The sequence below is a fragment of the Clostridium chauvoei genome, from assembly GCF_002327185.1.
GTDB classification, from domain to species: Bacteria; Bacillota; Clostridia; order Clostridiales; family Clostridiaceae; genus Clostridium; species Clostridium chauvoei.
On the sequence record NZ_CP018624.1, the window covers coordinates 833,198 to 859,604 of the forward strand.

23 protein-coding genes and 1 pseudogene are annotated in these 26,407 nt (G+C 28.0%); 20 read left to right on the top strand and 4 right to left on the bottom strand.

From position 1 onward, the window contains the following. Positions 1 to 76 precede the first annotated feature (76 nt). The 7 genes from BTM21_RS03905 (at position 77) to BTM21_RS03935 (ending at position 7,869) form a co-directional block, all read left to right on the top strand. Entirely contained in the window at positions 77 to 844 is a 768-nt protein-coding gene (locus tag BTM21_RS03905; RefSeq protein ID WP_079481459.1) for an ABC transporter ATP-binding protein, read from the top strand. Further along, complete coding sequence (locus BTM21_RS03910; protein ID WP_079481458.1) at positions 837 to 1,625, top strand: ABC transporter permease; 789 nt, start codon at positions 837 to 839, stop codon at positions 1,623 to 1,625. Before BTM21_RS03905 ends, BTM21_RS03910 begins: the two co-directional genes overlap by 8 nt. Before the next feature lie 125 nt (positions 1,626 to 1,750). Beyond that, positions 1,751 to 3,481 (top strand): tetratricopeptide repeat protein, encoded by a 1,731-nt coding sequence (locus BTM21_RS03915; RefSeq protein ID WP_079481457.1) that lies wholly within the window; start codon positions 1,751 to 1,753, stop codon positions 3,479 to 3,481. Between the two features lie 66 nt (positions 3,482 to 3,547). Beyond that, complete coding sequence (locus tag BTM21_RS03920; RefSeq protein WP_021876024.1) at positions 3,548 to 4,648, top strand: hypothetical protein; 1,101 nt, start codon at positions 3,548 to 3,550, stop codon at positions 4,646 to 4,648. Between the two features lie 72 nt (positions 4,649 to 4,720). After that, the gene (locus BTM21_RS03925) at positions 4,721 to 5,605 is read left to right on the top strand and encodes an undecaprenyl-diphosphate phosphatase (protein ID WP_021876023.1); all 885 of its coding nucleotides are present in this window, start codon (positions 4,721 to 4,723) and stop codon (positions 5,603 to 5,605) included. A gap of 224 nt (positions 5,606 to 5,829) precedes the next feature. Continuing rightward, positions 5,830 to 6,930, top strand: a complete 1,101-nt coding sequence (locus BTM21_RS03930; RefSeq protein ID WP_079481456.1) for a 6-phosphofructokinase — start codon at positions 5,830 to 5,832, stop codon at positions 6,928 to 6,930. A gap of 159 nt (positions 6,931 to 7,089) precedes the next feature. Beyond that, entirely contained in the window at positions 7,090 to 7,869 is a 780-nt protein-coding gene (locus BTM21_RS03935; RefSeq protein WP_021876021.1) for a serine hydrolase, read from the top strand. A gap of 71 nt (positions 7,870 to 7,940) precedes the next feature. On the opposite strand, the gene BTM21_RS03940 is transcribed toward BTM21_RS03935, so the two are convergent. Next, positions 7,941 to 8,303 carry a hypothetical protein gene (locus BTM21_RS03940; protein ID WP_021876020.1) on the bottom strand — a complete coding sequence of 121 codons (363 nt, stop codon included), beginning with the start codon at positions 8,301 to 8,303 and terminating at the stop codon, positions 7,941 to 7,943. 306 nt (positions 8,304 to 8,609) lie between these two features. Here BTM21_RS03940 and pyrB point away from each other — a divergent pair, with 306 nt between their 5' ends. From pyrB to BTM21_RS03975, 7 genes are all read left to right on the top strand, one after another. Further along, a complete protein-coding gene (gene pyrB / locus BTM21_RS03945; protein WP_193433060.1) occupies positions 8,610 to 9,533 on the top strand; it encodes an aspartate carbamoyltransferase in 924 nt (307 codons plus the stop codon). After that, complete coding sequence (locus BTM21_RS03950; RefSeq protein WP_021876018.1) at positions 9,533 to 9,955, top strand: aspartate carbamoyltransferase regulatory subunit; 423 nt, start codon at positions 9,533 to 9,535, stop codon at positions 9,953 to 9,955. Before pyrB ends, BTM21_RS03950 begins: the two co-directional genes overlap by 1 nt. An 18-nt stretch (positions 9,956 to 9,973) precedes the next feature. Then, on the top strand, positions 9,974 to 11,170 hold the full coding sequence (locus BTM21_RS03955; protein ID WP_021876017.1) for a dihydroorotase: 1,197 nt from the start codon (positions 9,974 to 9,976) through the stop codon (positions 11,168 to 11,170). A 12-nt stretch (positions 11,171 to 11,182) separates the two neighbouring features. Beyond that, on the top strand, positions 11,183 to 12,058 hold the full coding sequence (pyrF, locus tag BTM21_RS03960; RefSeq protein WP_021876016.1) for an orotidine-5'-phosphate decarboxylase: 876 nt from the start codon (positions 11,183 to 11,185) through the stop codon (positions 12,056 to 12,058). A 17-nt stretch (positions 12,059 to 12,075) separates the two neighbouring features. Then, the gene (locus tag BTM21_RS03965; RefSeq protein WP_021876015.1) at positions 12,076 to 12,813 is read left to right on the top strand and encodes a dihydroorotate dehydrogenase electron transfer subunit; all 738 of its coding nucleotides are present in this window, start codon (positions 12,076 to 12,078) and stop codon (positions 12,811 to 12,813) included. Positions 12,814 to 12,832: 19 nt separating this feature from the next. After that, positions 12,833 to 13,732, top strand: a complete 900-nt coding sequence (locus BTM21_RS03970) for a dihydroorotate dehydrogenase (RefSeq protein WP_021876014.1) — start codon at positions 12,833 to 12,835, stop codon at positions 13,730 to 13,732. 259 nt (positions 13,733 to 13,991) lie between these two features. Continuing rightward, positions 13,992 to 14,834, top strand: a complete 843-nt coding sequence (locus BTM21_RS03975; RefSeq protein WP_079481455.1) for a hypothetical protein — start codon at positions 13,992 to 13,994, stop codon at positions 14,832 to 14,834. Between the two features lie 41 nt (positions 14,835 to 14,875). Here the strand turns inward: BTM21_RS03975 and BTM21_RS03980 are convergent. Continuing rightward, positions 14,876 to 16,272, bottom strand: a pseudogene (locus tag BTM21_RS03980) (alanine/glycine:cation symporter family protein). A 291-nt stretch (positions 16,273 to 16,563) separates the two neighbouring features. Next, on the bottom strand, positions 16,564 to 19,155 hold the full coding sequence (locus tag BTM21_RS03985) for a transglycosylase domain-containing protein (protein WP_021876011.1): 2,592 nt from the start codon (positions 19,153 to 19,155) through the stop codon (positions 16,564 to 16,566). Between the two features lie 109 nt (positions 19,156 to 19,264). Here BTM21_RS03985 and yunB point away from each other — a divergent pair, with 109 nt between their 5' ends. Further along, positions 19,265 to 19,921: a sporulation protein YunB gene (yunB, locus tag BTM21_RS03990; protein WP_079481453.1), complete on the top strand. Its 657-nt coding sequence runs from the start codon at positions 19,265 to 19,267 to the stop codon at positions 19,919 to 19,921. 200 nt (positions 19,922 to 20,121) lie between these two features. Here yunB and hpt read toward each other — a convergent pair whose 3' ends face one another. Continuing rightward, entirely contained in the window at positions 20,122 to 20,646 is a 525-nt protein-coding gene (gene hpt / locus BTM21_RS03995; protein ID WP_079481849.1) for a hypoxanthine phosphoribosyltransferase, read from the bottom strand. 139 nt (positions 20,647 to 20,785) lie between these two features. On the opposite strand from hpt, the gene hflX reads away from it, so the two are divergent. The 5 genes from hflX (at position 20,786) to BTM21_RS04020 (ending at position 26,322) form a co-directional block, all read left to right on the top strand. Then, complete coding sequence (gene hflX, locus BTM21_RS04000; RefSeq protein ID WP_021876008.1) at positions 20,786 to 22,582, top strand: GTPase HflX; 1,797 nt, start codon at positions 20,786 to 20,788, stop codon at positions 22,580 to 22,582. Between the two features lie 38 nt (positions 22,583 to 22,620). Continuing rightward, on the top strand, positions 22,621 to 23,280 hold the full coding sequence (locus tag BTM21_RS04005) for a hypothetical protein (RefSeq protein ID WP_021876007.1): 660 nt from the start codon (positions 22,621 to 22,623) through the stop codon (positions 23,278 to 23,280). 64 nt (positions 23,281 to 23,344) lie between these two features. Beyond that, on the top strand, positions 23,345 to 24,241 hold the full coding sequence (locus BTM21_RS04010; RefSeq protein WP_021876006.1) for a nucleotidyltransferase domain-containing protein: 897 nt from the start codon (positions 23,345 to 23,347) through the stop codon (positions 24,239 to 24,241). Between the two features lie 27 nt (positions 24,242 to 24,268). Then, positions 24,269 to 25,672: a MocR-like pyridoxine biosynthesis transcription factor PdxR gene (gene pdxR, locus BTM21_RS04015; RefSeq protein ID WP_096145347.1), complete on the top strand. Its 1,404-nt coding sequence runs from the start codon at positions 24,269 to 24,271 to the stop codon at positions 25,670 to 25,672. After that, positions 25,672 to 26,322, top strand: a complete 651-nt coding sequence (locus BTM21_RS04020; protein WP_021876004.1) for a YigZ family protein — start codon at positions 25,672 to 25,674, stop codon at positions 26,320 to 26,322. Before pdxR ends, BTM21_RS04020 begins: the two co-directional genes overlap by 1 nt. Positions 26,323 to 26,407: the final 85 nt, after the last annotated feature.

The following is a 26,407-nucleotide window of genomic DNA, read 5'->3' on the forward strand; positions in this document are numbered from 1 at the left end:
ATTTAAATAGATATTTAGGGCTAAAATTAGGAAAGCTCCTTTCTAAAAATACATAAATAGAAAGGTGGTGTATATATTGAATTTAATAGAAGTATCAAATATTAGATTGACCTATCAATCTTTAAAGGGTGAAACAGAAGCTATAAAAGAGGTAAACTTTACAGTTCCAAAAGGTGAATTTGTAAGTATTATAGGTCCATCAGGTTGTGGTAAATCAACACTTTTAAATATTATAAGTGGATTGTTGGAGCCTTCAGGTGGAGAAGTTATTTATAATGATAAAAATATAAAGAATAGATTAGATAAAATGGGATATATGTTCCAAAAGGATTACTTATTTGAATGGTTAACAGTATGGGATAATGTATTACTTGGATTGAAAGTAAAGAAGCTATTAAATAAGGAGAATATAGAAAGAGTAGAAAAACTACTTGAAAATTATGACTTAGCAAAATTTAAAGATCATAAACCAAATGAATTATCAGGAGGAATGAGACAAAGAGTAGCACTTATAAGGACTTTAGCATTAAGTCCAGAAGTTTTACTATTAGATGAACCTTTTTCAGCCTTAGATTACCAAACTAGATTAAAAGTATGTGACGAAGTAACTGATATAATAAAGAAGGAAGAGAAAACGGCAATTATGGTTACACATGATTTAGGAGAAGCTATAGCAACTTCAGATAGAATAATTATGTTAACTAAAAGACCATCAAAAGTTAAATTAGATATAAAAATTGAATTTGAAAATAAAGAAGCAACTCCATTTCAAAGAAGAAAAGAACCAGAATTTAATGAGTATTTTAATTTGTTGTGGAAGGAGTTGGATAAGTGTAATGAGTAAGGAACATGAAAAATATTTAAAAAGAGTAAAGAGAGATAAAGTAAAACTTGCTGTAGTTAGAATATCAATATTAGTTATATTAATTGGATTATGGGAAATTGCTGCAGATTTAAAATGGATAGATCCCTTTTTAACTTCAAGTCCTAGTAGAATATGTAAATCCCTTATGTCTTTTGTTAATGATGGAACTTTAGGACGACATATTTGGGTTACTTGTTATGAAACAATTTTAGGATTTACACTAGGTACTATTCTTGGAACAATAATAGCAGTTATATTATGGGCATGTCCATTTACATCTAAGGTTTTGGACCCATATCTTGTAGTTTTAAATGCATTACCTAAAGTTGCATTAGCTCCAATAGTTATATTTTGGGTTGGTAATGGTATGACAGCAATTATAGTTATTGCTTTACTTATCTCTATTGTAACAACTATAATTAGTGTTTTAACTGGGTTTAACGAAGTAGATAAAGGAAAACTTACACTTATGAAAACATTAGGTGCAAGTAAAGCACAAACATTAAGAAGAGTAATTTTTCCAGCAAATGTTCCAATATTAATTTCAGCTCTTAAAATAAATGTAGGTTTATCATGGGTTGGGGTAATAATGGGTGAATTCCTTGTAGCAAGAGAAGGATTAGGATTTTTAATTGTTTATGGTGGTCAAATTTCGCAATTAGATATGGTTATGATGAGTATAGTAATACTTTCAATAATAGCATTTTTGATGTATAAGATTGTTGCTATGTTAGAAAATAAATTAATAAGTAGAAATTAGTAACAAAATTAATAACCTTGGCATTTTAAGGCCAAGGTTATTAATTTTGTTGTCAAATAATCAGAAATTTGATACAATAAAAATTATGTGAAGCATAATTTTAAGAAAAGTTGTGAGGGATAACTATGAAATCGTTTATAAAAAAGGTAAGTTCATCTTACAAATATATATATAATAAATTTCCTTATATAGAACCAATTTTGGTTATATCATTATCAATAATGATAGTGCTTAGTATTATATTAACAATTAAGGGACAAAGTGAAGGCAATGATACTACATTTACGAAAAATATAGCAGAAGAATTATTTTATAAAGGCGAATATGATAAAGCAATAGAAGAATTTAAAATATTACAAAAAGATGAAGGATGGCCAAGCTGGAATGTTAAGATAGCAGAGATTTATTCACTTAAAGGTGACCGTGATAGATCTAATACTATATTGAAGGAATCTGTAGTTAAGAGAGATAAGATAATAAAAGAAAAAGGTTTAAAAGAGTATCAGGATAAAGATTCAAAATTAATGAACAATGTTATTTTAACCTTTTTAATGAATAATGAAAAAGAAGAAGCTTTAACATTAGGAGAAAGTCATTTACAAGATTATATTAATGATAAACAAATGCTTAAAACTATGACAGCTGTTTATATGGCAAATAGTAAATATAATAAAGCTGAAGAAATGGTAGATACATATATATTGAATAATAAAGAAGCGTATGACTATTCAACAGCTGCTGAAATGTACATGTTTATAAATAAATTTGATAAAGGTATTGATGCCTTAAGTAAAGCGTGGGCTTTAAATTCAAATGATGTTAGTATATATAAAGTTATATATCAAATACCACAATGTGATAGAAAAACTATAATAGAAAAATTAAATAAATTATCTAAAGAAAATCCTAATGAAATTAAATACAAAATATGGTTAGCTCAAGGGTATTTAGGTAATGAAGAAGTAAATAAAGCTGAAAAAATATTAGATAAATTAGAAGATGAAGAAAATAATAATTTAAGACTTTTAAAAGTTGAAGTATATAATAAAACTAAGAAACAAAAAGAAATGAAAGAAACTATAGATGAAATAATAGAACAAGATAAAGAATCCTATGTATCAGATGCTATTTTATCTTGGGAGTATTATATAGAAGGTCAGTATGATAAGTCTTTTGAATTAGCTAAAAAAAGTATTGTTAAAAATGGAGATTGTGCTGAAATTTACGGATTATTAATTCCTAAAATAATGATCAAAAAAGGTGATATAAAATTAGCAGAACCATATCTTAGAACTGCAATAGAAAAAGAGCCTTTTAACTATAATATTATGAATAGTATTGCAGATTATTATAGTAGCGTATCAATAGATAAAGAAAAAGCTAAGAACATATATAATATATCATTAGCTATGAAAAACAATGATAGTGAAGCTACTTATAATTTAGCTAATTTATATATTGCAGAAAACAATATAAAAGAAGCAATGAATAGTATTAAAAAGGCAATTAATATAAGCGATGGTGTTGGTAAATATCATAGAATGTTAGGAGCATTATATTTAGAAAAAGAGTTGTTTGAAGAAGGTATGGAAGAAATAAGACTTGCCTATTCAATGGATGAAAATGATATGTTAGCATTAAACAATGCAGCTTGCTATTATTTTGCAGTTGAAGGTGATATTGAAAGAGGTATGGATAATATGCAAGAAGCATATGATAATTTAATTAAAATATCTAGGATAGATATGCAAAAGTCTTTAACAGAAAATTATAATAAAGCTAAAAAAATATATGATAGATATCAAAATGGAAATGAACCACAAATAGAAATTGATGAATTCATATTATTTTATTAAAAAGTGCCATAGGGCACTTTTTATGTTATTATAAGAAATATATGTAATTTTTAGAGGTGATAATTTATGAAGAAATTTAAAAATATAATTATAGGAGCAATTGTAATTTGTATAATTGTTGGAATATCTATATTTATAAGTCTACAAAATGGGAAAAATAAGTTCAGTATAGTAGAGTGGGACAACCTATATAATGAAAAAAATATAGCCTTTCATTTTAGTGAAAGTAAAAATCCTAAAATAAAAGAATTAAATGATATGTACAAAATAAAAGAAGCTACATCAAAGGAAGATACAACAATTAAGAAAGTCTTAAAGGCTGTAGAATATGTAAACAATATTGTAACTTTTGATGATGTACCAAATAGCCAAGGGATTAATGCGTACGATATCATACAAGAAAAGGGAAATTCAAAAAAGACATCTGCAAGAGATATGGCAATAATAACAAGAGATTTTCTAAAATGTTTAGACTTAGATGCAAGAGTTGGTGAGTTTAGAAAATCTACAGGAAATATTAAGAAACAAAGTAATTATTATGTGGTAGAATATTGGAGTAAATCAGATAACAAATGGATAATGGTAGATTTTATTGATTATGGTTATTTTGAGAATCAAGGATTTTTATGTAGTGCTACAGAACTTTTAGGAAATGATATTAGAATGTTAAAATATACTGGTAAAAGTAGTCAAAAAGATTATATGTATAAATTAAAAAAATCGTTAGAAAGTTATACAGTAGCAATAGATAATACAGTAGAAATGAAAAAGAGCAATAGTTATATTACATATATAAAAGGAACAGATAGTATAACATTAGATTTTAAAGGAACATATTTAAAACCTACAATATATACTGAGGAACTAGAATTAATTAATAAAAATCCTATAGATAATATAAAGGAAGAAGATAAAAAAGCTTATATAATTTTAATGAAAAAAGATGACAAAAATGAAACAGAAGAAAGCAAAGAGAAAGCATTAATAGTAGGAGCTTTTAAAAACGGATCAATAATGAATGAGTACTATATAAAAGAAAATAATGGTGACTATAAACTAATTAAAAAATATTCAGATATAGTACTAAAGCCAGGAGAAAACACAATAGAATTATCAATAGATGGAAAAAATACAGTATCTAAAATAGTTATAGATTATAAAGAATAGACATAAGTGGTCAATCTATGTATAATATAACTTGTTTTAAAAACATATATCGTTAGAAGGAGAGGTTAAAGTATGGGATTAGATTTAATTTATATACTTAAAGCTATATTTATAGCTATAATTGAAGGATTAACTGAATTTGTACCAGTATCATCAACGGGGCATATGATTTTATTTGGAAGTCTAATAGGTTTCAACTCAGGAAACCACGTAGAGTTTGCAAAAATGTTTGAAGTGGTAATACAATTAGGTGCAATTTTAGCAGTTGTAGTTTTATACTGGGGAAAATTATGGTATTCAATAGTAGAATTCTTTACTTATATTTTTACTTTAGGTAAAAAAGGTGAGAAAGGATTTAAATTTGGGATTAATGTAATAGTAGCATCATTACCAGCAGGTGTAATAGGATTACTTTTCCATGATAAAATAAAAGAATTATTTAAGCCGTCAGCGGTTGTAGTAGCATTTATTATTGGTGGTGTCTTATTATTAGTTATTGAAAATAAGTTTAGAAATAAAATGTCTAAAAAGGGTAAAGTACCAACTACAGATGTTTTTGATTTAACACCAATGCAAGCGTTAAAAGTTGGAGTATTTCAAGTTTTATCAATGTGGCCAGGGATGTCAAGAAGTGCATCAACAATAATGGGAGGTTGGATTGCAGGGTTATCAACACCAGTTGCTGCTGAGTTTTCATTTTTCTTAGCAATACCAGCTATGGTAGGATCAACAGGGGTTGATTTATTAAAATTTGATTTTTCAATTATGAATAAAACATATATAATAGCTTTAGTAGTAGGTTTTATAGTAGCATTTATAGTTTCTTTAGTAGTTATGGAAATGTTCGTAAGTTACTTAAAGAAAAAGCCGATGAGAGTATTTGCTATATATAGAATTATAGCAGGAGTAATATTATTAATATTATCTACATTAGGAATTGTATCTTTAGTTATATAAGAAAAAAGGGATTTGTTAAATCAAGTCCCTTTTTTGTTATAAATTATGATTTTAAAATAAAAAAAATTACAGTAAAAGAAATTTTTTCTTTTAACTTTTTATCCTTTATGCTATTATATTAATAGAAAACATTTAGATATTATTTCGATTTGAATTTACAGAAAATTATAAAAATAATGTCAATTCAAAGAATATAAGCGTATTTGGGTGAGGGGGATTTTCAAATGGCAGGAGAAATCAAAAAAATAGCACTATTAACAGGTGGTGGAGACTGTCCTGGATTAAACGCAGTTATTAGAGCAGTAACTAGAACCGCAATATTAAATTACGGAATAGAAGTAATAGGATACAAGTTTGGATATAGAGGACTATATAACAATGATTACGTACCTCTAACCCTAGATAGTGTATCAGGAATACTTCATAGAGGTGGAACAATTCTATATAGTTCTAATAAAGATAATTTATTTGATTATCAGATAGAAGAAAATGGAGTTTTAGTAAAAAAAGACGTATCTGATGTTGCAGTAGAAAACCTAAAAAAAGAGGGTGTTGATGTATTAGTAGTTATTGGGGGGGATGGTACATTAACTTCAGCTAGAGATTTTGCTAGAAAAGGTGTTAAAGTAATAGGAGTTCCTAAAACAATAGATAATGATTTAGCATCAACGGATGTTACATTTGGATTTAATACAGCTATAGATGTAGCTACAGAAGCACTTGATAGACTTCATACAACAGCAGAATCACATCATAGAATAATGCTTTGTGAAGTTATGGGAAGAGGAGCTGGTTGGATTGCTCTAGAATCAGGAATAGCAGGTTCAGCTGATGTAATTCTTTTACCAGAATTACCATATGATATAAATAAAATAGTTGAAAAAATAGAAGAAAGAGAAGCTCAAGGGAAGAGGTTTAGCATAATAGTTGTTGCTGAAGGAGCAAAACCTAAAAATGGAGAGGTAGTAGTATCTAAAATAGTTAAAGATAGCCCAGATCCTATAAGATTAGGTGGAATAGGAAATAAATTAGCCGCAGATTTAGAAAAATTAGTTCCAGACAAAGAAGTAAGGTGTACAGTACTTGGTCATATTCAAAGAGGTGGGAACACTTCAACTTTTGATAGAATTTTATCAACAAGGTATGGAGTTGCTGCTGTAGAATTAATGAATCAAGGAAAGTTTGGGGAAATGGTATGTTTAAAGGGTAATAAAATATCAAGTGATAGTTTAGAAAATGTAATTGGGCAAAAATCAAAACTAGTTAATCCAGAAGGAGAGTTAGTTCAAATTGCAAAGAAGATAGGAATTTCATTTGCAGATTAATATATATTACAAAAATAGAACCAGAAATATCTTGGTTCTATTTTTATTTTTTTATTCACAGTAGAGATAAAAAAAGTTTTTTGTTAAGACTTCAAAATTTTCTGAAAATATGATATACTTTAGATAGGCAGATTATATAAAAGAAAGCTGGAGGGTATTATGAAGGAGATAAAAAAATACTTAGAGTCAAGAATAGGAACATATGGATTTTTCTTTGAGGATTTAAAAAGCGGGTTCATTTATGGATACAATGAAAACGTTAAAATGGTTGCTGCTGGCTGTATGAAGCTTCCTATAGCAGTTTCATTAATAAGTGCTGTAGAACATGGTAAAGTAGATTTTATGGATAAGATAAAAATAGATGGAAAAGACAAAGTCTATGGAACAGGAATTATTCATGAATTTAATGAAAGAGAATATACGGTATTTGAATTGTTAGTAGCTATGCTTATTCAAAGTGATAATACAGCTGCAAATAAGATTATAGATATTATAGGAATGGAACAAATAAACAAAGATATCCAAGAGATGGGACTAAAAAATACTACCTTAAACAGAAAGACCACTGACGAAAGAAAACCTAAAAATGAAGTGGAGAATATTACTACAGCAAGTGATTTGTCAAAAATATGGAAGCATTTATATAAAGGGACTTTTTTAAATGCAGATAATAGCCAAATGCTTATAGATATACTAAGAAGACAGCAGATAAAAAATAAATTAGCTTTATATATTCCAGATGATTTAAAGTATGAAATTTCAAGTAAAACTGGCGATAAAAATGGAGTTGAAAATGATACTGAATTAATTCAATTATCTAAAGGTAACTTTGCATTTACAATAATGTCGATGAACATACCAAATAGTGTTTATGGAACAGTTACTCTTGCGAAGTGTGGAAAGATGATGTGGGATAATCTTATGAATAAATGGCATTAAAATTTATAAAAATTATAATTTTGCTATATAAAAAGGAGAATTTTTAAAATTCTCCTTTTTATATAGCAAAATTATTTTATGAAATTTATGAAAAATTCTCCTTCACCAACTATAACTACAGTGTCCTTATTTGTTAATTTTCCAACATTTAAAGTAATAGAACTATCACTACATTTTTGAAATAATCTTTCGGTATGATCTTCATTAATAATTAGTATAACAGCGGGCTTATCGTTAGAGAGAAGCCTAACATTAGCTGTACAATGAGTACAAGTAATATCAAACCTATAAATCCCTTCTTTATAGACATTAGAAATAGGAATTTTATATTCAACGGAGTTTAATGTTTGTGCTTTAATTTCTTCAGCAAAAGTTGGTTTAGATAAGCATAAAACTGATAAGAAGAATATTATTAAAAATTTACGGATTTTCATTTATGTCACCTCACTTTAGTTATATTAAAAGTATGTCCATTATATAAATAAATATTAAAGTTATTTTTTGTAATTGTTAAATTTATGGGATTAATTGTTATTGACAATAGATGAAATAATTGTTATCCTTATAAAAAATAGATTAACCTTTAAGTTGATCCGAGAGATTAACAAGGAAGTTATATTAATCCATATAAACAAGGACTAACTATGCCTTCCTATAAATATAGGAAGGCTTTTTTTATAGAAATTAATAGAACTTCAACCTTTAAATTTAACACAGAGATGTTAACAAGGAGTGTATTTATTATGAAAAACAAACATTTAATAGATCCAATGGATTTTAATTTAGACCAACTAAACGAAATATTCAAATTATCACATCAAATAATAACAAATCCAAATAAATTTTCAGATATTTGCCAAGGCAAAATATTAGCAACACTTTTCTATGAACCAAGTACTAGAACAAGATTTAGTTTTGAAGCAGCTATGATGAGATTAGGTGGAAAGATTTTAGGTTTTTCAGAACCAAACTCAAGCTCAGCAGCAAAGGGAGAAACTTTAGCTGACACTATCAAAATGGTTTCTATTTATTCCGATATAATAGCAATGAGACATCCAAAAGAAGGCTCTGCAAGAGTAGCTAGTATGTATTCAAAGGTTCCAGTAATTAATGCAGGTGATGGAGGACATCAACATCCAACTCAAACTTTAACAGATCTTTTAACAATAGAATCCCTAAAAAAAGGATTAGAGAATCATACATTAGGTATATGTGGTGATTTAAAAAATGGAAGAACGGTACATTCTTTAATAAAAGCTATGTCAAGATATAAAAATAATAAGTTTATTTTAATATCACCTAAAGAATTAGCAATACCAGAGTATATAAGAGAAGAAATATTAAAAAAGAATAATATAGAATTTAAAGAAGTTGAAAAGCTTGAAGAGGTTATAGAAGAACTTGATATTTTATATATGACTAGAATTCAAAAGGAAAGATTCTTCAATGAAGAAGAATATTTAAGATTGAAAGATAGTTATATATTAGATATGGATAAGATGAACTTAGCTAAAGAAGATATGATAGTTATGCATCCATTACCAAGAGTAAATGAGATTGATATAGAAGTAGATAATGATAAAAGAGCAGCATATTTTAAACAAGCAGAATACGGTATGTATGTAAGAATGGCTTTAATCGCTAAACTTTTGGAGGTTGCATAATGTTACAAATAACAAGTATTAAAAATGGGTTAGTTATAGATCATATAAAAGCTGGAGTAGGAATAAAAATTTTTAATTATTTAAAACTTGAAAATCAAAAGAACCAAGTTGCTTTAATAATAAATGCAGATAGTAGGACATTAGGAAAAAAAGATATAATAAAAATTGAAAATTCAAAATATATAAATTATACAATATTGGGAATACTATCTCCTGATTTGACAATAAATGAAGTTAAAGATGGAGAGATAAAAAATAAATTTAAACCTCAATTACCAACAAGGGTTGTAGACATTATAAAGTGCAATAACCCAAGATGTATAACTTTAGATGAAAAGTATATTAAACATTCATTTAAATTAGTAGATGAAAAAAGTGCTACCTATAGATGTGAATATTGTGATTATATAAGAAAAATATAGGAAAGAGGTATATAAGAGATGAATTTATTAGTTAAAAATGCAAATGTAATAGATGCTATACAGAATTTTCATGGAGATATCTATATAGAAAATGGAAAAATTAAAGAGATTGGAAAGTCGTTAAAAATAGATAATGTGGAGGTTATAGATGCAAGGGGATTTACAGTAATGCCAGCATTTATAGATACGCATGCACATTTTAGAGAACCAGGTCTTACCTATAAAGAAGATATAGAAACGGGTTCAAAAGCAGCTTTAAGAGGTGGGTATACAGGAGTATGTCTAATGGCAAATACATCTCCTATATGTTCAAATAAAGATGTGCTAGAGGAAGTTAGAAGTCGTTCAAAGAGATTAGGGTTAATAGATATTCATCAATGTGTATCTGTAACTAATAAATTTGATGGAAAAACTTTAGATCATTTATATGATTTAAAAGATGATAAAGAAGTTAAGGCAATATCAGATGATGGTGTTGGAGTTATGGATTCTTTTGTTATGTATAAAGCAATGAAAATAGCTAAAGAAAATAATTGGATTATAATGTCTCATGCAGAGGATCATAATTTTTCAAAAACTGATATGAGAATGGCAGAAAATATGATGACGTTAAGAGATCTAGCTTTAGCTAAGGAAAGTAAAGCTAGATTGCATATGGCGCATGTAAGTACTAAAGAAGCTATTAAATATATAAAAGATGCAAAAGACGAAGGGGTAAATGTAACTTGTGAAGTTACTCCACATCATATAGCATTAACAAGCAATATTAGTAATTATAGAGTAAATCCACCTATAAGAGAAAAAGAGGATGTAGATTATATATTAAAAGCAATAAAACAAGGGGTGGTAGATTGTATAGGAACAGATCATGCACCTCATACAGAAGAAGATAAGAAGAAAGGCTCACCAGGAATGGTAGGACTTGAAACTGCTTTTTCAATATGTTATACAAATTTAGTTTTTAATAAGGTTATAGGAATAAATAAATTAAGTGAAATAATGTCAAAGAATCCAGCCGAAATACTAGGAATGAATAAAGGAAAAATTAGCATTGGATTAGATGGAGATTTGGTATTAATAGATTTAGATAAAAAGATAAAAGTATCTTCAAAAGATTTCCATTCAAAAGGGAAAAATACACCATTTGAAGGAATGGAGTTTTATGGAGAAATTCAAATGACTATAAAAGGCGGAAAGGTACTATATAAGAAATAGGGGGATTTATTGATGAGAAGTAATATAATAGATAAATTATTTAATAGAGTAGCAGAAAGAGGAGTGGTTTGTGTAGGATTAGATACTTCACTTTCTTATATACCTAAACATCTTTTTGAAGGAAAAAATGAAATTGAAGCTTTAGTTGAATTTAATAAACAAATTATAGATGCTACTTTAGATGTAGCTGCCTGCTTTAAAGTTCAAATTGCTTACTATGAAGCATTAGGATTAAAAGGAATGATGGCATATAAAGAAACTTTAGATTATTTAAGAGAAAAGGATGCTATTATAATTGCTGATATTAAAAGAGGAGATATAGCAGCAACTGCTAGTCAATATGCTAAAGCTCATTTTGAAGGAGATTTTGAAGCAGATTTTATAACTCTAAGTCCATATATGGGAATGGATAGTATAGAACCATATTTACCTTATATGAAGACTGGGAATAAAGGTGTATTTTCACTTGTTAGAACATCTAATAAAGGGGCAGAAGATATTGAAAATATAGATTCTGTAGATGGAAGAAAAGTTTATACAGTAGTTGGAGATAAACTTATGGAACTTTCAAAAGAAATTAAAGGAGAATGTGGATATTCAGCAATTGGAGGAGTTATAGGCTGCACTCATGTTGAAGAAGGAAAAGAAATAAGAAAGAGATTTGAAAATATGTTTTTCTTAATTCCTGGGTATGGAGCACAAGGTGGTAAGGCAGAGGATGTAGCTTTATATTTAAATAATGGTAATGGTGGAGTTGTTAATTCATCAAGAGCTATACTTTTAGCATATAAGAAGCAAGTAGGAAGAGAAAAGGAATTTGCTCTTTGTGCAAGAGAAGAAGCTATAAGAATGAGAGATGAGATAAAAACAGCAGTAGAATCATTATAATAGGGAGAGATTGAAAGATGAATTATACTAAAGCTAGAGTGATTTCAAATGAAGAATTAGTAAATGGGATATACAAAATGGTTGTTGAAGATAAAAATGAAATTAGAGCAGGCCAATTTTATATGTTGAAGCTTAATGGAGCAACATTACTTCCAAGACCTATAAGTATATGTGAAAAAGGAGCTGGAAACATAACTTTTGTATATGCAGTAGTAGGAACTGGAACAAAAGAATTTTCTAATCTTAAAAAAGATGATTATATAAATTTAACAGGTCCTTTAGGAAATGGATTTGATACAAACGAAAATCTTGGGAGAGTTGCATTAGTATCAGGTGGAATTGGAACTGCACCAATGTTAGAACTTGCCAAAAAACTAAGAAACAAAGATGATCATATGATTATAGATCTTTATGCTGGTTTTAGAGATGATATATATTTAATAGATGACTTAAAACAATATGTAAATGAAGTATATATAACAACTGATACAGGTAAACACGGACATAAAGGATTTGTTACAGAACTTCTTAAACCTGAAAATTATGATACAGTACTTTGTTGTGGGCCAGAAGTAATGATGAAGAAAGTAATTGAAATGTGTAAAGCTAAAGGAGTTAAAGTATATGTTTCTATGGAAAAACATATGGCTTGTGGAGTAGGTGCTTGCTTAGTATGTACATGTAAAACCAAAGATGGGAATAAAAGAACCTGTAAGGATGGCCCAGTATTTGATGGAAATTATGTAGAATTATAATATTACTTAGGAGGAATTTATGTTAAAAGTAAATATAAATGGTTTAGATTTTAAAAATCCAGTAATTGCAGCATCAGGAACTTTTGGCTTTGGATCAGAATATAATAATTTCTATGATGTAGGTATTCTTGGTGGTATATCATCAAAGGGGCTTACTCTAAACCCTAAAGATGGAAATGAAGGGATAAGAGTTTATGAAACACCATCAGGAATGATGAATTCTGTAGGTCTTCAAAATCCAGGGATAGATAAATTTATAAAAGAAGAACTTCCAAGGATGAAAAAAATAGGAACAAATATAATAGCAAATGTTGGTGGAGGCTGTATAGAAGACTATGAAAAGGCAGTAGATAAGTTAAGAGGTCAAGATATAGATATGCTAGAATTAAATATATCATGTCCTAATGTAAAATCAGGAGGAATGGCCTTTGGAATAAAATCAGATGTGGCTTTTGAAATAGTTTCTAAAATAAAAAAGATATCAGATAAACCACTTATGGTTAAACTTTCTCCAAATGCTGAAGATATAGTAGACATGGCTATTAAGTGTGAAAAAGCAGGAGCAGATTCTATATCATTGATAAATACATTAAAAGGACTTGCTATTGACCCTTATAACAGAAAGCCTGTATTTAATAATACTTATGCAGGTATTTCAGGTCCTGCAGTTAAACCTATAGCTTTAAGAATGGTTCATGAAGTAGCTAAGAGGGTAGAAATACCAGTAATAGGCTTAGGTGGTATAAGCAATGGAATTGATGCTATAGAATTTATGATGGCAGGAGCTTCAGCTATACAAATAGGAACAGTAAACTTTACAAATCCTATGGCAGGAAAAGAAATCATAGAAGAAATGGAAAATTTCTGTAAGTCACAAGGGATAAAAGATATTAAGGAAATAATAGGATGTATTAAATAATTTAATACAACTATCGATTATGTGCTTTAGCAATAAGATAAGATTCGGTTTTAACTTAGGGGAGTAATTTTAAAATTACAAAATTAATAAAAATGGGCAAAAGATTTTGCCCATTTTTATTATTTAAACATTAATATAAAAAAACTTTATATTAATGTTTAAATAATGTACAATATACTTATAGAAAATCACTATTATTTTAATAATATAGACACTATATAATGAATAATATGATTTCATTATTGGGGGAGGAATAAGAGTGAAAATTAAAAGGACAACTATAGGTTTTGCGCTGTTATCAGTATTATTGGTAATTGCAATTTTTATTACTGTATATTTTATAATTGGAGATAAATCACGAGAAATAAAAACAGCAAAGAATTTTATTAAAACTCTTCAAAATGTAAATGCTATTGATAGTACTGTAAAAATAGAGAATATGGAGTATAAACCACTTAAGGCAGAGGGGAATAATAATCCTAAAATTAAATATACCATAATTACAGAAAATTATGGGGTGGATTTGGACAAAGATTATAATGTAATAGGATTTTCTAAAAAGGAAGCAGATATTAGCGATAAATCAATATTAATAGAAGAAGAAAAGGCTGTAGAATTAGCTGAAAGATATATTAAATCTATTTCTAACGAAGAAATTAAATTTAAAGAGTTAAGAAAATTAGATGTAGATATGGCTCAATTTTACACTGTTGTATTTTACAAGTGTAAAGAAGGATATCCTTATTATGATTATGAGGTAGTAGCTAAAATAAATAAGATAACTGGAGAATTAGATGGATATTCAAATGCTACATTAGAAGAAATAAAACACTTTTCAAAGATTAATATAGAAAGTAATAAAGCTAAAGAGATAGTATATAATTATTTTTCTAAACTAGATTGTAGAGCGAGTATAAATAGTGATCCATTAATAGCATATGTGAAAGTAAAAGACAATGAAATTAAATTAGCGTATATATTTATAGCTGATACGAAGAATAAAGATGGGATTATTCAAAAACATAAGATTTTTGTAAGCACAGACACAGGAGAAGTAATAGGTATAAACAGTGAAGGGATAGATAAACCTAAAGTAAATTAAAATAAATAGAGGATGTTTGCTTAAGAAAACATCCTCTATTTTTATTTCCATTCTTCAACTTCATCTCCTAATTCAGGGATAGAAGAAGATTTAAACACTGGATCTTTTATTCCAGCTTTCTTTTGTTTGTTATAGTCCTTTAATGCTTTAAATGCAATTTTACCTAGTAATAATATAGTATTAGATTTATTATAGCCATAAGTCCCATAAAGACATCAGCTAAGTTCCAAACTATATCCATACTAACTAGTGAACCGAAGAACACCATTAAACCAACAGCTAATCTATATAATTGAACATATATTTTTTTATCAGTTATAAATGATATATTAGCTTCACCATAATAGTAGTTACCAACTATTGAACTAAAGGCAAATAGTAATATACATATTGAAATAAATATTCCACCCCATGAGCCAAGTTGTGATGTAAGAGCCATTTGAGTAAGTTGAATACCTTTTATAGAACCATCAAGTGGAGCACCAGATAGAAGAATTATAAATGCAGTACAACTACAAATTATAATTGTATCAGTAAACACACCTAATGTTTGGATTAAACCTTGTTTAACAGGATGAGATACAGAAGCAGTAGCAGCTGCATTAGGAGCAGAACCCATACCAGCTTCGTTTGAGAATAAACCTCTCTTTATACCTTGCATTAAAGCAGCACCAACACCACCACCAAGTAATGGGCCTACACCAAAAGCATTTTCAAAAATTAATTTTAAAATTCCAGGAATTTCATTAAAGTTTCTTAAAACTATAAATAAAGCAACAATTATGTACGCAACGGCCATTATAGGAACAAGAACTCCAGATACCTTTGCAACTCTATTAACTCCACCAAATATTATGATTACAGTTAATATTGTAAGTATTAAACCTAAAATAGTTCTATTGAATCCAAAAGATTCATTTAATGCAAGCGTGATAGTATTTGCTTGTACTGAGTTAAATACAAGACCAAATGTTATAGTTATAAGTATTGCAAATAATACTCCCATCCACTTCTTTTTAAGTCCTTTTTCCATGTAGTAAGCTGGACCACCTCTAAATGAATCTCCATCTTTTACTTTGTAAATTTGAGCTAAAGTAGATTCAACAAAACTTGATGCAGAGCCTATTAATGCAATAAGCCACATCCAAAAGATTGCACCAGGACCACCAATTGCAAGTGCAGTAGCGATACCTGCTAAGTTACCAGTACCAACTCTTGAAGCAGTACTAATACAAAATGCTTGGAATGAAGAAACTGAGTTTTTAGCACCACCACTATTAGAATCTCCTAAAAGTCTAAACATTTCTTTAATATTCGTAAATTGAACAAATTTTGTTTTAAAAGTAAAATATAATCCAATAACGATTAACATAGCTATCAGTATGTAAGTCCATAGGAAATCATTAAAGGTTAAAATAATCTTGTTTAGTAATTCCATGTTTTTTCCCCCTTAGTATTTATATAAAATTATTATAAGTTAAATAACGTATTTACTATAGTTATTTTATAATAGTATTTGAAATTTTGCAAGAAGAAAAATCATTTAATTCATAAAAAATATTTTAAATAGAAAAAATGGCAATAATTATAGTGTAAATTAAGCTCTTATTGAAATGTGATGAAGTGATAACTGACAACTTATTCAAAAATACAAGTGATTAACAGGGGCTTTTTAGAAATAATTAGAATGAAAATAAAAAAGAGCTAGAAAAACATCTAGCTCTATAAATTAATAAATTAAATTATACAATCCTCTTAATGTTAATAATGGATTAGCTCTAAAGAAATTATTTCTTTCATTATTATTAGGGTGAGGAAGATTTCTATTATTTTCATTAGGATTATCTCCAGCACTACCATTGTTATTTTCATGATCATTATTGGTATCCCCAACATTATTATCTGTAGCATTATCAGGATTAGTAGGATTATTATTAGTATTATTATTGTTGTTATTATTATGTTGATTTTCCACTTTTTTTGGTGGTTCTGGTTTTGTATCATCCTTTTGTGTTGGAAGTATATATGGATAATCAGCAGTTCCTGAATAAGGATTATCTTTTCTTATAAATACTCTATCTTGAATTAAAGATTTTGGAGTATTTTCTGTAGCTAATTTATTATTATTTTTATTTACTTTAGCACTAACATGAACATCACATACGCCAGTAGGTTCTGTGCCAGCTATAAATAACTCATTATGAATTCTAGATCCTCTTGGATCTCTTGAGCAAAGATCTGTAGGTCTTTTTCCTGAATCTCTACACACAGGAACACTTACAACACCTTCAGGCATTTCTGCAATTTCTTTGTATTCTAAACCGTCGTGAATAGGGGACATAACTCTACCCCATAAGGCAGCAGCTGATGAACTATAACTTGCACCACCCATAGGTCTATGATTATCATATCCAATCCATACAGCACCTGAATAATATGGTGTTAAACCTTCAAATAGGAAATCAGTAACCTTCTCAGTAGTACCAGTTTTACCTATTACAGGAACATTACTAAGTTTAGCGTTAGCGCCATCAAAAGTAAGAGGTCCTTTTAGCAACTCTTGCATTATATATGCAGCTTGCGGTGAAAATACTTGAGTTTGCTTCGGTTCAGATTCTAATATAACCTTACCAGTTGCATCTACAACTTTTGTATAAAGTCTTGGTTCAGTATAAATACCTTTATTACCGAAGGTACCAAAGGCTGCTGATAGAATTAAAGTATTACCACCTTCACTAGGATCATTAGATTCACCAAGTGCTAAAGTTGATAATGTAGTACTATCATCATAAACTAAACCAAGTTTTTGAGCATAAGATAAACCAGTTTTAGTTCCAATTGTATGTTCGACTATAACTGTAGGAACATTTTTAGATAATGCAAGTGATTCACGTGGTGTAATTAAACCATCAAACTTAAAGTTCCAGTTATTTGGACTATATCCACCATATTGATCACCGATTGAAGCTGGTAATGGAGCATCATCTATAACGGATGCTGCAGTAAATTGCTTGCTATCAATAGCAGGACCATAAACTGTTAATGGTTTTGTAGTTGATCCAATAGATCTTAAAATATCATAAGCTCTATTAGTTGATCTTGCAGGTTGAGTACCTCTACCTCCAATTAATGCTTTAACTTCACCAGTTCTATAGTCCATTACAACAGCTGAAGCTTGAAGTAGTGGAACTCCATTTTCATCAAATTCCTCAGGGTTAGCATATTGATCTATTGAAAGGTTATCTCTATTATCTAATATAGCTTGAGTAGAATCTTGAATAGTTCTATCCATTGTAGTATATATTTTTAAACCACCATTAACCATAAGTTTTGAAATTTCTTCATCTGTATATTTATATTTATCTTTCAAATCTTTTTTTACCTGATCTACAGCAGGGTAAGCAAACCATTCATAATTTAAAGTATAGTCTGTTTCAGATTGAGAAAAAGCAAATTCATTATTGTCTACAAATTTATAAGCTTCATCAAATTCTGCTTGTGTTATATATCCTAAATCCCTCATCTTCATAAGAACAGTTTTAGTTCTATCAAGATATTTGACAGGATTTTCCTTGTTCTCAGGATTATAAGGACTATAAGTTGTTGGAGCTTGTGTAAGCCCTGCAATAAATGCACACTCAGGAAGTGTTAGTTGTTCAGCAGGTTTTTCAAAGTAGTAAAGAGACGCAGCTTGAACACCATAAACTAATCCACCTAAAGGAATTGTATTAAGGTATGTTTTTAGAATTTCATCTTTAGAAATTTTAGATTCTAGTTTTAAAGATAGATAAATTTCCTTAACTTTTCTTTCTATAGTAGTTTCATTAGTTAAAACAGTATTTTTAATAAGTTGCTGAGTAAGAGTGGAAGCTCCATGAAGTCCACCATCACCGGTGAAAATATAAATAACATCTCTATAAAGAGCACCTAATATTCTTCTAATGTCAATACCTTTATGTTGGTAAAAACGTTCATCTTCTATTGCAACACATGCATCTTTAAGATTTTGAGGTATTTTATCAAAATCAAGTACATATCTTTCTTCTTCAGTTGGAAGATTATCAATGTATTGGCCTTTATTATCATAAAGCATAGAAGGTTGACTTAAGTTTAATATTGCATTTACATCAAGTGGCGGAGCACTTTTAATAATTGCAAAAACATAACCTAGTCCTACAACGGAAAATAATAATGTGGCTATTAATATTCCGAGTAAAAACCTCTTAAAAAATTTTTTATATTTAGACTGATTTTTCTTATTACCATTTTTCTTAGCTTTAGCTTGGCTTTTATCTAGTTTAGAATTATCTTTCTTAGCCATCGGTTCCTCCCTCACAAATTTATATTTAGTAAATGTAATTAAAATAAATATTATAGCTTATTATAGCATATTTATATAAAGAGTAAAATAATAACTCTAAAAGGTGAATATGAACTATTATACAAAAAAACCTAAAAAGCATATAAAAATTAAGCATAAAAAGCTTATATTGGTCATTATTACCATATTTTTTGTTTTTAATTCTTTATTATATTTTTTTGATAGAAGTATTTTGCCAGCATTGATAAATATAGCAGAAATTGAAATGAAGAGAGAAGCAACAGATATAATACAACAAACTGCATTAGATATTTATTCAAAATATTTTAATTATGATGACGTTATGATAATTGAAAAAGATAATGAAGGTAATATTACCATGGTAAGAGCAGATACTGTAAAATTAAATTATCTTTCATCAAAGTTAATCTTAGAGTGTAATAAGAAAATAGATGAATTAGAGAATTTAGGTATAAAAATTCCAATGGGATATATGACTAACAATTCTGTAACTCATAATTTAGGTCCTAAAATAAATATTAAAATGGAGCAAGTAGGGAATATATCTAGTAATTACGAGTCAGTATTTGAAAGTGCTGGAATAAATCAGACAAGGCATAAAATATATTTAAATGTAAAATTAAATATGAAAGTTATAATACCTTTAAATAGTGAAGAAGTAGAAGTTACTTGTCAAATTCCTATAGCAGAAACTATAATAGTTGGAAAAATACCAGATACAGCCTTGGAATTTAATAAACAATAATAAAAAGGCTATTACAAAAATAACCAAATGGTTAAAAGGGAACGGTGGATTAAATAAAATCCACCTTCTTTGCATAAACTTAATTTATAAAATCATTTAAGTTATATTAAGTAGTATTTTTTTATAAAAAAAGAAACTGCAACAAAATTATTTAAAATTCTTTTGGAACAGTTTCCTATTATATATGTAGAAATTTCTAATTAGCTTTCCCAGTTAAATACGTAAGGAACATTTCTATAAAAACTTTCATAATCTAATCCATAGCCAACTACGAATAAATCTTCTATTTCAAAGCAGCAATAGTCAGGTGTAAGGCTTACTTTTCTTCTTGAAGGCTTATCTAGTAGCACGCAAGTTTTAACTGAATTTGCTCCACGGCTTTTAACATAGTTTATAACGAATTCCATAGTATATCCTGTATCCATTATATCATCAACAATTAATACATCCCAACCTTCTATATTATCAGGAATATCATTAACTACTTTAACTTCACCAGTACTATGCTCACCATGACCATAACTAGAAGTTGTCATAAACCCAACTTTAGCTTTGCAATCTAATGCTCTGAATATATCAGCTCCAAACACAAAGCTTCCTCTAAGTAGAGGTAAAACATAAAGTTTTTTATCTTTATATTCTTCAGTTATAACTTTTCCTAATTCCGCTATTCTAGTTTTAATTTGTTCTTCTGTAAAAAGTATATTACGTTTTTTATTTTCTATATTCATATTTTAACCCTCCAAAATGTAGTATTTTAAAGCATAATGACGTATTTACAATATTTAATTAATAGTATAAAATTATATGAAAGTTGTCAAGTATATATAAGAAAGCAAAATAAAGAAAATGAGGTAAGTAATAATGATATATGGAAATATAGATGGAGTAAAAAAGTGTTTTTTAGAAGAGCTTGAAAATCTTTATAAAACTAAAGTTCTTAAAGATGAAACCTTTAGCATGGAAATTTTAGAAACTATAACTCGTATATCTACTATTTTAGAAAGAGAAGTAAGTGTAGGCGTTGATAGAAGAGGAAAAGTAGTTTCTGTAGCAATTGGAGATTCCACTTCTGTTGAAATAGGAATGATAGATATAAAGGAAAAGAGATTATCTGGAGTTAGAATAATCCATACACATCCAAATGGCTTATGCAATTTCTCAGCTTTAGATTTAACTGCTTTATTAAAATTAAAATTAGATGCTATAGTAGCAGTAGGAATTTACGGTGGTAAAATTATAGATTGTTCATTGGGTATGTTAACTATAACTGATGATATGTTAGATTATGAAGAAAAAAACAATCTTTCTGTTGATGAAATTCTTTCAATAAATATTTTAGATAAGATTAAATATATTGAAGGGTTAATAAAAGAAAAAGAAATAATAGAAGAAGATGAAGAAAAAGCTATATTAGTAGGCTCTGATACAAAAGAAAGTCTTGAAGAATTAAAAGAACTTACAAAAGCTTGTGAAATTCCAGTTTTAGATATGATTTTTCAAAGTAGAAGTAAAATAGATCCAGCTTTTTATATAGGAAAAGGAAAGGTTTTAGAAATAGCTCATTTAAGACAAACAGAAAGAGCGAATCTGATTATTTTTGATGACGAACTTTCAGGTTCACAAGTTAGAAACTTAGAGGCTGCACTTGGGGCTAAAGTAATAGATAGAACTACATTAATACTAGAGATATTTGCAAGAAGAGCTAGAAGTAAGGAATCTAAAATTCAAGTAGAATTAGCTCAACTTAAATATAGATTAGGAAGACTTCAAGGATTAGGAACAGTACTTTCAAGAACAGGAGGAGGTATTGGGACTAGAGGACCTGGAGAAAAGAAACTTGAAACTGATAGAAGACATATAAGAGAAACGATATATGATTTAAATGCAGAACTTAAAAAGATTAAAAAAATAAGGGAAACACAAAGAGAAAAAAGAAACAAAGAGAGTATTCCAAAAGTATCATTAGTAGGATATACAAATGCCGGTAAATCTACTTTGAGAAATAAGCTTTGCGATATAGCAACGCAAAAAGAAGCTAAGGAAAAAGAAAAAGTTTTTGAAGCAGATATGTTATTTGCAACATTAGATATTACTACTAGAGCTATAGTTTTAGGTAACAAAGGAGTAGTAACTCTTACAGATACAGTAGGGTTTGTAAGAAAATTACCTCATGATTTAGTAGAGGCATTTAAATCTACTCTTGAGGAAGTTATATATTCAGATTTATTATGTCATGTTGTAGATACATCATCTAATTATGCTTTAGAACAAATAAAGGCAGTAGAAGATGTATTAGAAGAACTTGGAGCTAAAGATAAGGATACTATATTGGTTTTAAATAAAATAGATAAAGCCACAGAAGAACAAATTCAAGTGGTAAAGGAAGCTTGCAAGGAATATAATACAATTGAAATATCAGCTAAAGAAGGATTAAACTTAGAAAACCTTTTGAAAATTATAGAGGAACAACTTCCTTATAAAATGAAAAAGTGTGAGTATTTAATTCCATATGATAGAAGCGATATGAACTCATATCTTCATAGAAATGGAAGAGTATTTGAAGAGGACTATAGAAATGAAGGAACATATATGCTTGTTGAATTAGATGACGAAACTTTTAATAAATCAAGCGAATTTATAATAAATACAATAATATAAAAATATAATAGTAGTAAGTACTTTATGGAGTTGATTAAGTGGGAAAAAAGCATAGAGATCCTGATCCAACACAAGGGGATGAAAATGTTACTTCAGAAGAAAATATTGAATCCATTGAAGGAGAGCAAATAGCTCAAGGTAATACTAAGAATAATTCGAAAGAAAGTACTACAGGAGAAGGGACATCTAATGCTAATAAAACTGCAACAGAAAGTACTACTAATAATAAAACTGCTCAGGGCAAAACTTTAAATGATAGATTCAATAATATGGCTACATTAGCAGGGCAAGTAAATACCTTTCAAACAGATATAGCTTCTTTAAATGTTGGTGGAGAAGATGAAAGAATATTTTATGATAGAAAAATAAGGCCATTAATAGACGAGATGTTTTTTTTAACACAATCAGCTCAGTCTATGGCTATTGTATCTCAAAGTATGCAGTCTATAGCTTTTGCTAAAAAGAAGCAAATTAAGTTTCCAGTAGATTTAAGTTATGAAATAACTAAGGAAATATACTGTATGTTTCAAGTGTTAAAAAAGAGAAATTCCGTATATAGAAAAATAATAGAGGATGACCTTGAACGGTGTAATATGCCTAGCGATAACTGTTATGAATCAGATTTTTTTGATTTAGATGAAGAGTGTTTTGACCAAATAAATAACTATTGTAATAGTTTTTACTGCGATGAGGATTAGACTTCAACGCAGTTTTTTCATATAATAATTATTATAATACAATAAAAAGAGGAGTAAATTTTAAATGGCAAGAGCAATAATTGATTATCAAAAAGCATTTAAAGAAATTACTAATACATTAACTAAAAATGAAAATATCTTATCTATATTTGTATTTGGAAGTATAGTTTCAGGAGATTTATGGGAAGAATCAGATATAGATTTATTTGTTTTATGTAAGGATGAGTTTGATGAAGTTAGAGATGTATATTTAGAATCATTATCTATACCAATTCATATTAAGTTTTTAAGCAAAGATTCCTTTGTTAATTTATGTAATGAAGTAGGTAAGAAGAGTATTATAAAAGATACTTTAATGTCTTCTAAGTTAATATATTCAAAAGATAGTGATATAGAAAAATTTTATAGCGAAATAAAGTATATAGCATCTAAAGATAAGGAAATCTGGAATCTTGTATATCTAGGAAAGCTTCTTAAGGATATAGGGATTTGTAAAAAATATTTACATAATGGAGGAATATATACTTGTTATGAAATATTAATAAGAGTTTTAGATAACTACTCAAAATTATATTTAAGTATGAATGGATTCAGTGTAAGTAAGGATTCATTAACAATGGCATGTAACTTTAATGATTCTTTTGATGAAAAAGTAAATAAGATTTTATTTAAAGAGTTAGATGTAAATAATATAAACGAGATATTAAAATATATTGAAGACTTTGTAGATATTAATCTAAAGGATTCAACTAAGGAATTATTAGAATTTTTAAAAGAACAAAACATTCCTTTAAGTTCTTATGAAATACAAAATAATGATATATTTAAAAATTTTGATATAAAGTTAGAGAATATATTAAAAAGATTATATAAGAATAATATAATTTTAAAGTCTGTTAGGGATTTTAAAGATCCTTTTGGAAATCTTTTAACAGAAGAAAATGTATATTCATATAAATAATTTGCTGATTGCAATAAGAGGTATAAAATGAAGTTTAATTTTAAGATATCCTTTATAGAAGAAGTTCCTAAATATATTCAAATAGCAAATAATATAAAAAGGCTTATAGATAATAAGGAAATACAAGATGGAGAAAAGTTACCTACTATAAGAACTTTAGCTTTAGAATTAGATGTAAATAATGTAACTATAGTAAATGCATATAAAAAATTAAAAAATGAAGGGTATGCTTATCAAAAAGTAGGATCAGGAACGTATGCTAAGAGAAAAGATATATTACCTACTTTTAATAGGGAATATAATAAGTGTTTTAAGAGAATAAATCAAGAACAATTAGAAAGTATAATAGATTTTACTGGAGAAACCTCAACACAAGTATACTTCCCTATGGATGAATTTAAAAGTGTTATTAATAAGGTATTAGATAGAGATGGAGCTAATGCTTTAATTATGAAAGAACCCTTAGGATATGAAGAACTAAGAAAAACTATAAACAAAGCTTTTTGGAATGATTCATTAAATTTGGATAATATATTAATTGTTTCAGGAGCTCAACAAGGAATAGATATAGCATCTAAAGCGATGTTAAATATAAATGATAATGTAATAGTTGAAAAACCAACCTATGGAGGTGCATTATCGGTATTTAAATGGAGAAGAGCCAATATATTTGAAGTTAAAATTAAAGAAGATGGTATAGACATTGATGAATTTGAAGAAGTATTAAAAAAGAATAAAATTAGATGCTTTTATACTATGAGTTATTTTCATAATCCTACTGGGATAAGCTATAGTAGAGATAAAAAGCTAAAATTATTAGAACTTGCAGAAAAATATGATTTTTATATTATAGAAGATGATTATTTATCAGAGCTTATTTATGAAGATGGACATGTACATGAGCCTTTTAAGAAGTTAGATAAAAATGATAGGGTTATTTATATAAAGAGTTTTTCGAAAATATTTTTACCAGGAATAAGATTGGGCTATATAATAACCCCAGATGAATTTAGAGAGAATATTCAAAACTCTAAAATAAACACAGATATAGCAACATCAAGTCTTATGCAAAGAGCATTAGAATTATATATAAGAGATGGATTTTGGAAAGGGCATATTGCTTTTCAAAAAGAAGAATGTAAAAAGAAATATAACTTAATGAAAACTTTAATAGAACAACATTTATTAGATAAGGTAAATTATACTGATCCCAAGGGCGGAATAAATTTTTATTTAGAACTTAAAGATAAATCTAGAACATCTAAAGAATTATTTTATTTATTAAAGAATAAGGATGTTTATATAACTCCAGGAGTAATATTTTTTAGATATCCAAGTGATGGAGATTATACATTTAGAATAGGTTTTTCTCAAGTTGATGAAGAGAAGATAGTAAAAGGTATAGAAATTATTAGTAAGGAGTTAAAGTAATGGGGTATGTAACTATAAAAGAGTTTGGAGAAGATAGATTTACAGAGAAAAAATCTGAATTTATAGGATATGCAAAGAGATGTGAAACAGAAGAGGAAGCTAAAGAATTTGTTGCTGAAATAAAAAGTATGCATAAGCAAGCTAGACATAATTGTTGGGCATATGTTATTGGAGAAAACATGGGGATTCAAAGATATAGTGATGATGGAGAACCACAAGGAACAGCAGGGATTCCTATATTAGAAGTTATGAAAAAAAGTGATATTACAGATTGTGCAGTAGTAGTAACAAGATATTTTGGAGGAATATTATTAGGAGCTGGGGGACTTACTAGAGCATATACAAAAGGAGCTTCAATTGCGTTAAAAGCTGGTGGAGTTGTTGAAAAAGTATCTGGAATAAAATTAACAAGTACAATAGATTACGATATGTTAGGAAAAATTCAATATATATGTGGACAAAATAATTGGCATATAGAAGAAGTAGAATATTCAGATAAAGTTAAGGTTAATATATTAGCAGAGATAGAGGTATCTGATGAAATAGAAAAACAATTTATAGAAGCAACAAGTGGAAAAATACAAATAGATAAATCAAAAGAAGAGATTTATTTTAAAGAAGAAAATAGATTATTTAAATGTATAGAATAATAGCCTCAATTAGACATAATAGGTATAATTGTCAAGTTTGAGTAATTGTGCTATAATTTTTTAGACAGAAGATATAAAATTAAAA

Excerpts from the sequence above, each read along its gene's own strand:
- BTM21_RS03970 (WP_021876014.1), top strand. The coding sequence starts at position 12,833 with ATGTTAAAAGTAAATATAAATGGTTTAGATTTTAAAAATCCAGTAATT.
- BTM21_RS03950 (WP_021876018.1), top strand. The coding sequence starts at position 9,533 with ATGTTACAAATAACAAGTATTAAAAATGGGTTAGTTATAGATCATATA.
- hflX (WP_021876008.1), top strand. The coding sequence starts at position 20,786 with ATGATATATGGAAATATAGATGGAGTAAAAAAGTGTTTTTTAGAAGAG.
- BTM21_RS03915 (WP_079481457.1), top strand. The coding sequence starts at position 1,751 with ATGAAATCGTTTATAAAAAAGGTAAGTTCATCTTACAAATATATATAT.
- BTM21_RS03930 (WP_079481456.1), top strand. The coding sequence starts at position 5,830 with ATGGCAGGAGAAATCAAAAAAATAGCACTATTAACAGGTGGTGGAGAC.
- BTM21_RS03965 (WP_021876015.1), top strand. The coding sequence starts at position 12,076 with ATGAATTATACTAAAGCTAGAGTGATTTCAAATGAAGAATTAGTAAAT.
- BTM21_RS03920 (WP_021876024.1), top strand. The coding sequence starts at position 3,548 with ATGAAGAAATTTAAAAATATAATTATAGGAGCAATTGTAATTTGTATA.
- pdxR (WP_096145347.1), top strand. The coding sequence starts at position 24,269 with ATGAAGTTTAATTTTAAGATATCCTTTATAGAAGAAGTTCCTAAATAT.
- pyrF (WP_021876016.1), top strand. The coding sequence starts at position 11,183 with ATGAGAAGTAATATAATAGATAAATTATTTAATAGAGTAGCAGAAAGA.
- BTM21_RS03985 (WP_021876011.1), bottom strand. The coding sequence starts at position 19,155 with ATGGCTAAGAAAGATAATTCTAAACTAGATAAAAGCCAAGCTAAAGCT.
- BTM21_RS03935 (WP_021876021.1), top strand. The coding sequence starts at position 7,090 with ATGAAGGAGATAAAAAAATACTTAGAGTCAAGAATAGGAACATATGGA.
- BTM21_RS04010 (WP_021876006.1), top strand. The coding sequence starts at position 23,345 with ATGGCAAGAGCAATAATTGATTATCAAAAAGCATTTAAAGAAATTACT.
- BTM21_RS04020 (WP_021876004.1), top strand. The coding sequence starts at position 25,672 with ATGGGGTATGTAACTATAAAAGAGTTTGGAGAAGATAGATTTACAGAG.
- BTM21_RS03925 (WP_021876023.1), top strand. The coding sequence starts at position 4,721 with ATGGGATTAGATTTAATTTATATACTTAAAGCTATATTTATAGCTATA.
- yunB (WP_079481453.1), top strand. The coding sequence starts at position 19,265 with ATGAACTATTATACAAAAAAACCTAAAAAGCATATAAAAATTAAGCAT.
- BTM21_RS03940 (WP_021876020.1), bottom strand. The coding sequence starts at position 8,303 with ATGAAAATCCGTAAATTTTTAATAATATTCTTCTTATCAGTTTTATGC.
- BTM21_RS03910 (WP_079481458.1), top strand. The coding sequence starts at position 837 with ATGAGTAAGGAACATGAAAAATATTTAAAAAGAGTAAAGAGAGATAAA.
- BTM21_RS03955 (WP_021876017.1), top strand. The coding sequence starts at position 9,974 with ATGAATTTATTAGTTAAAAATGCAAATGTAATAGATGCTATACAGAAT.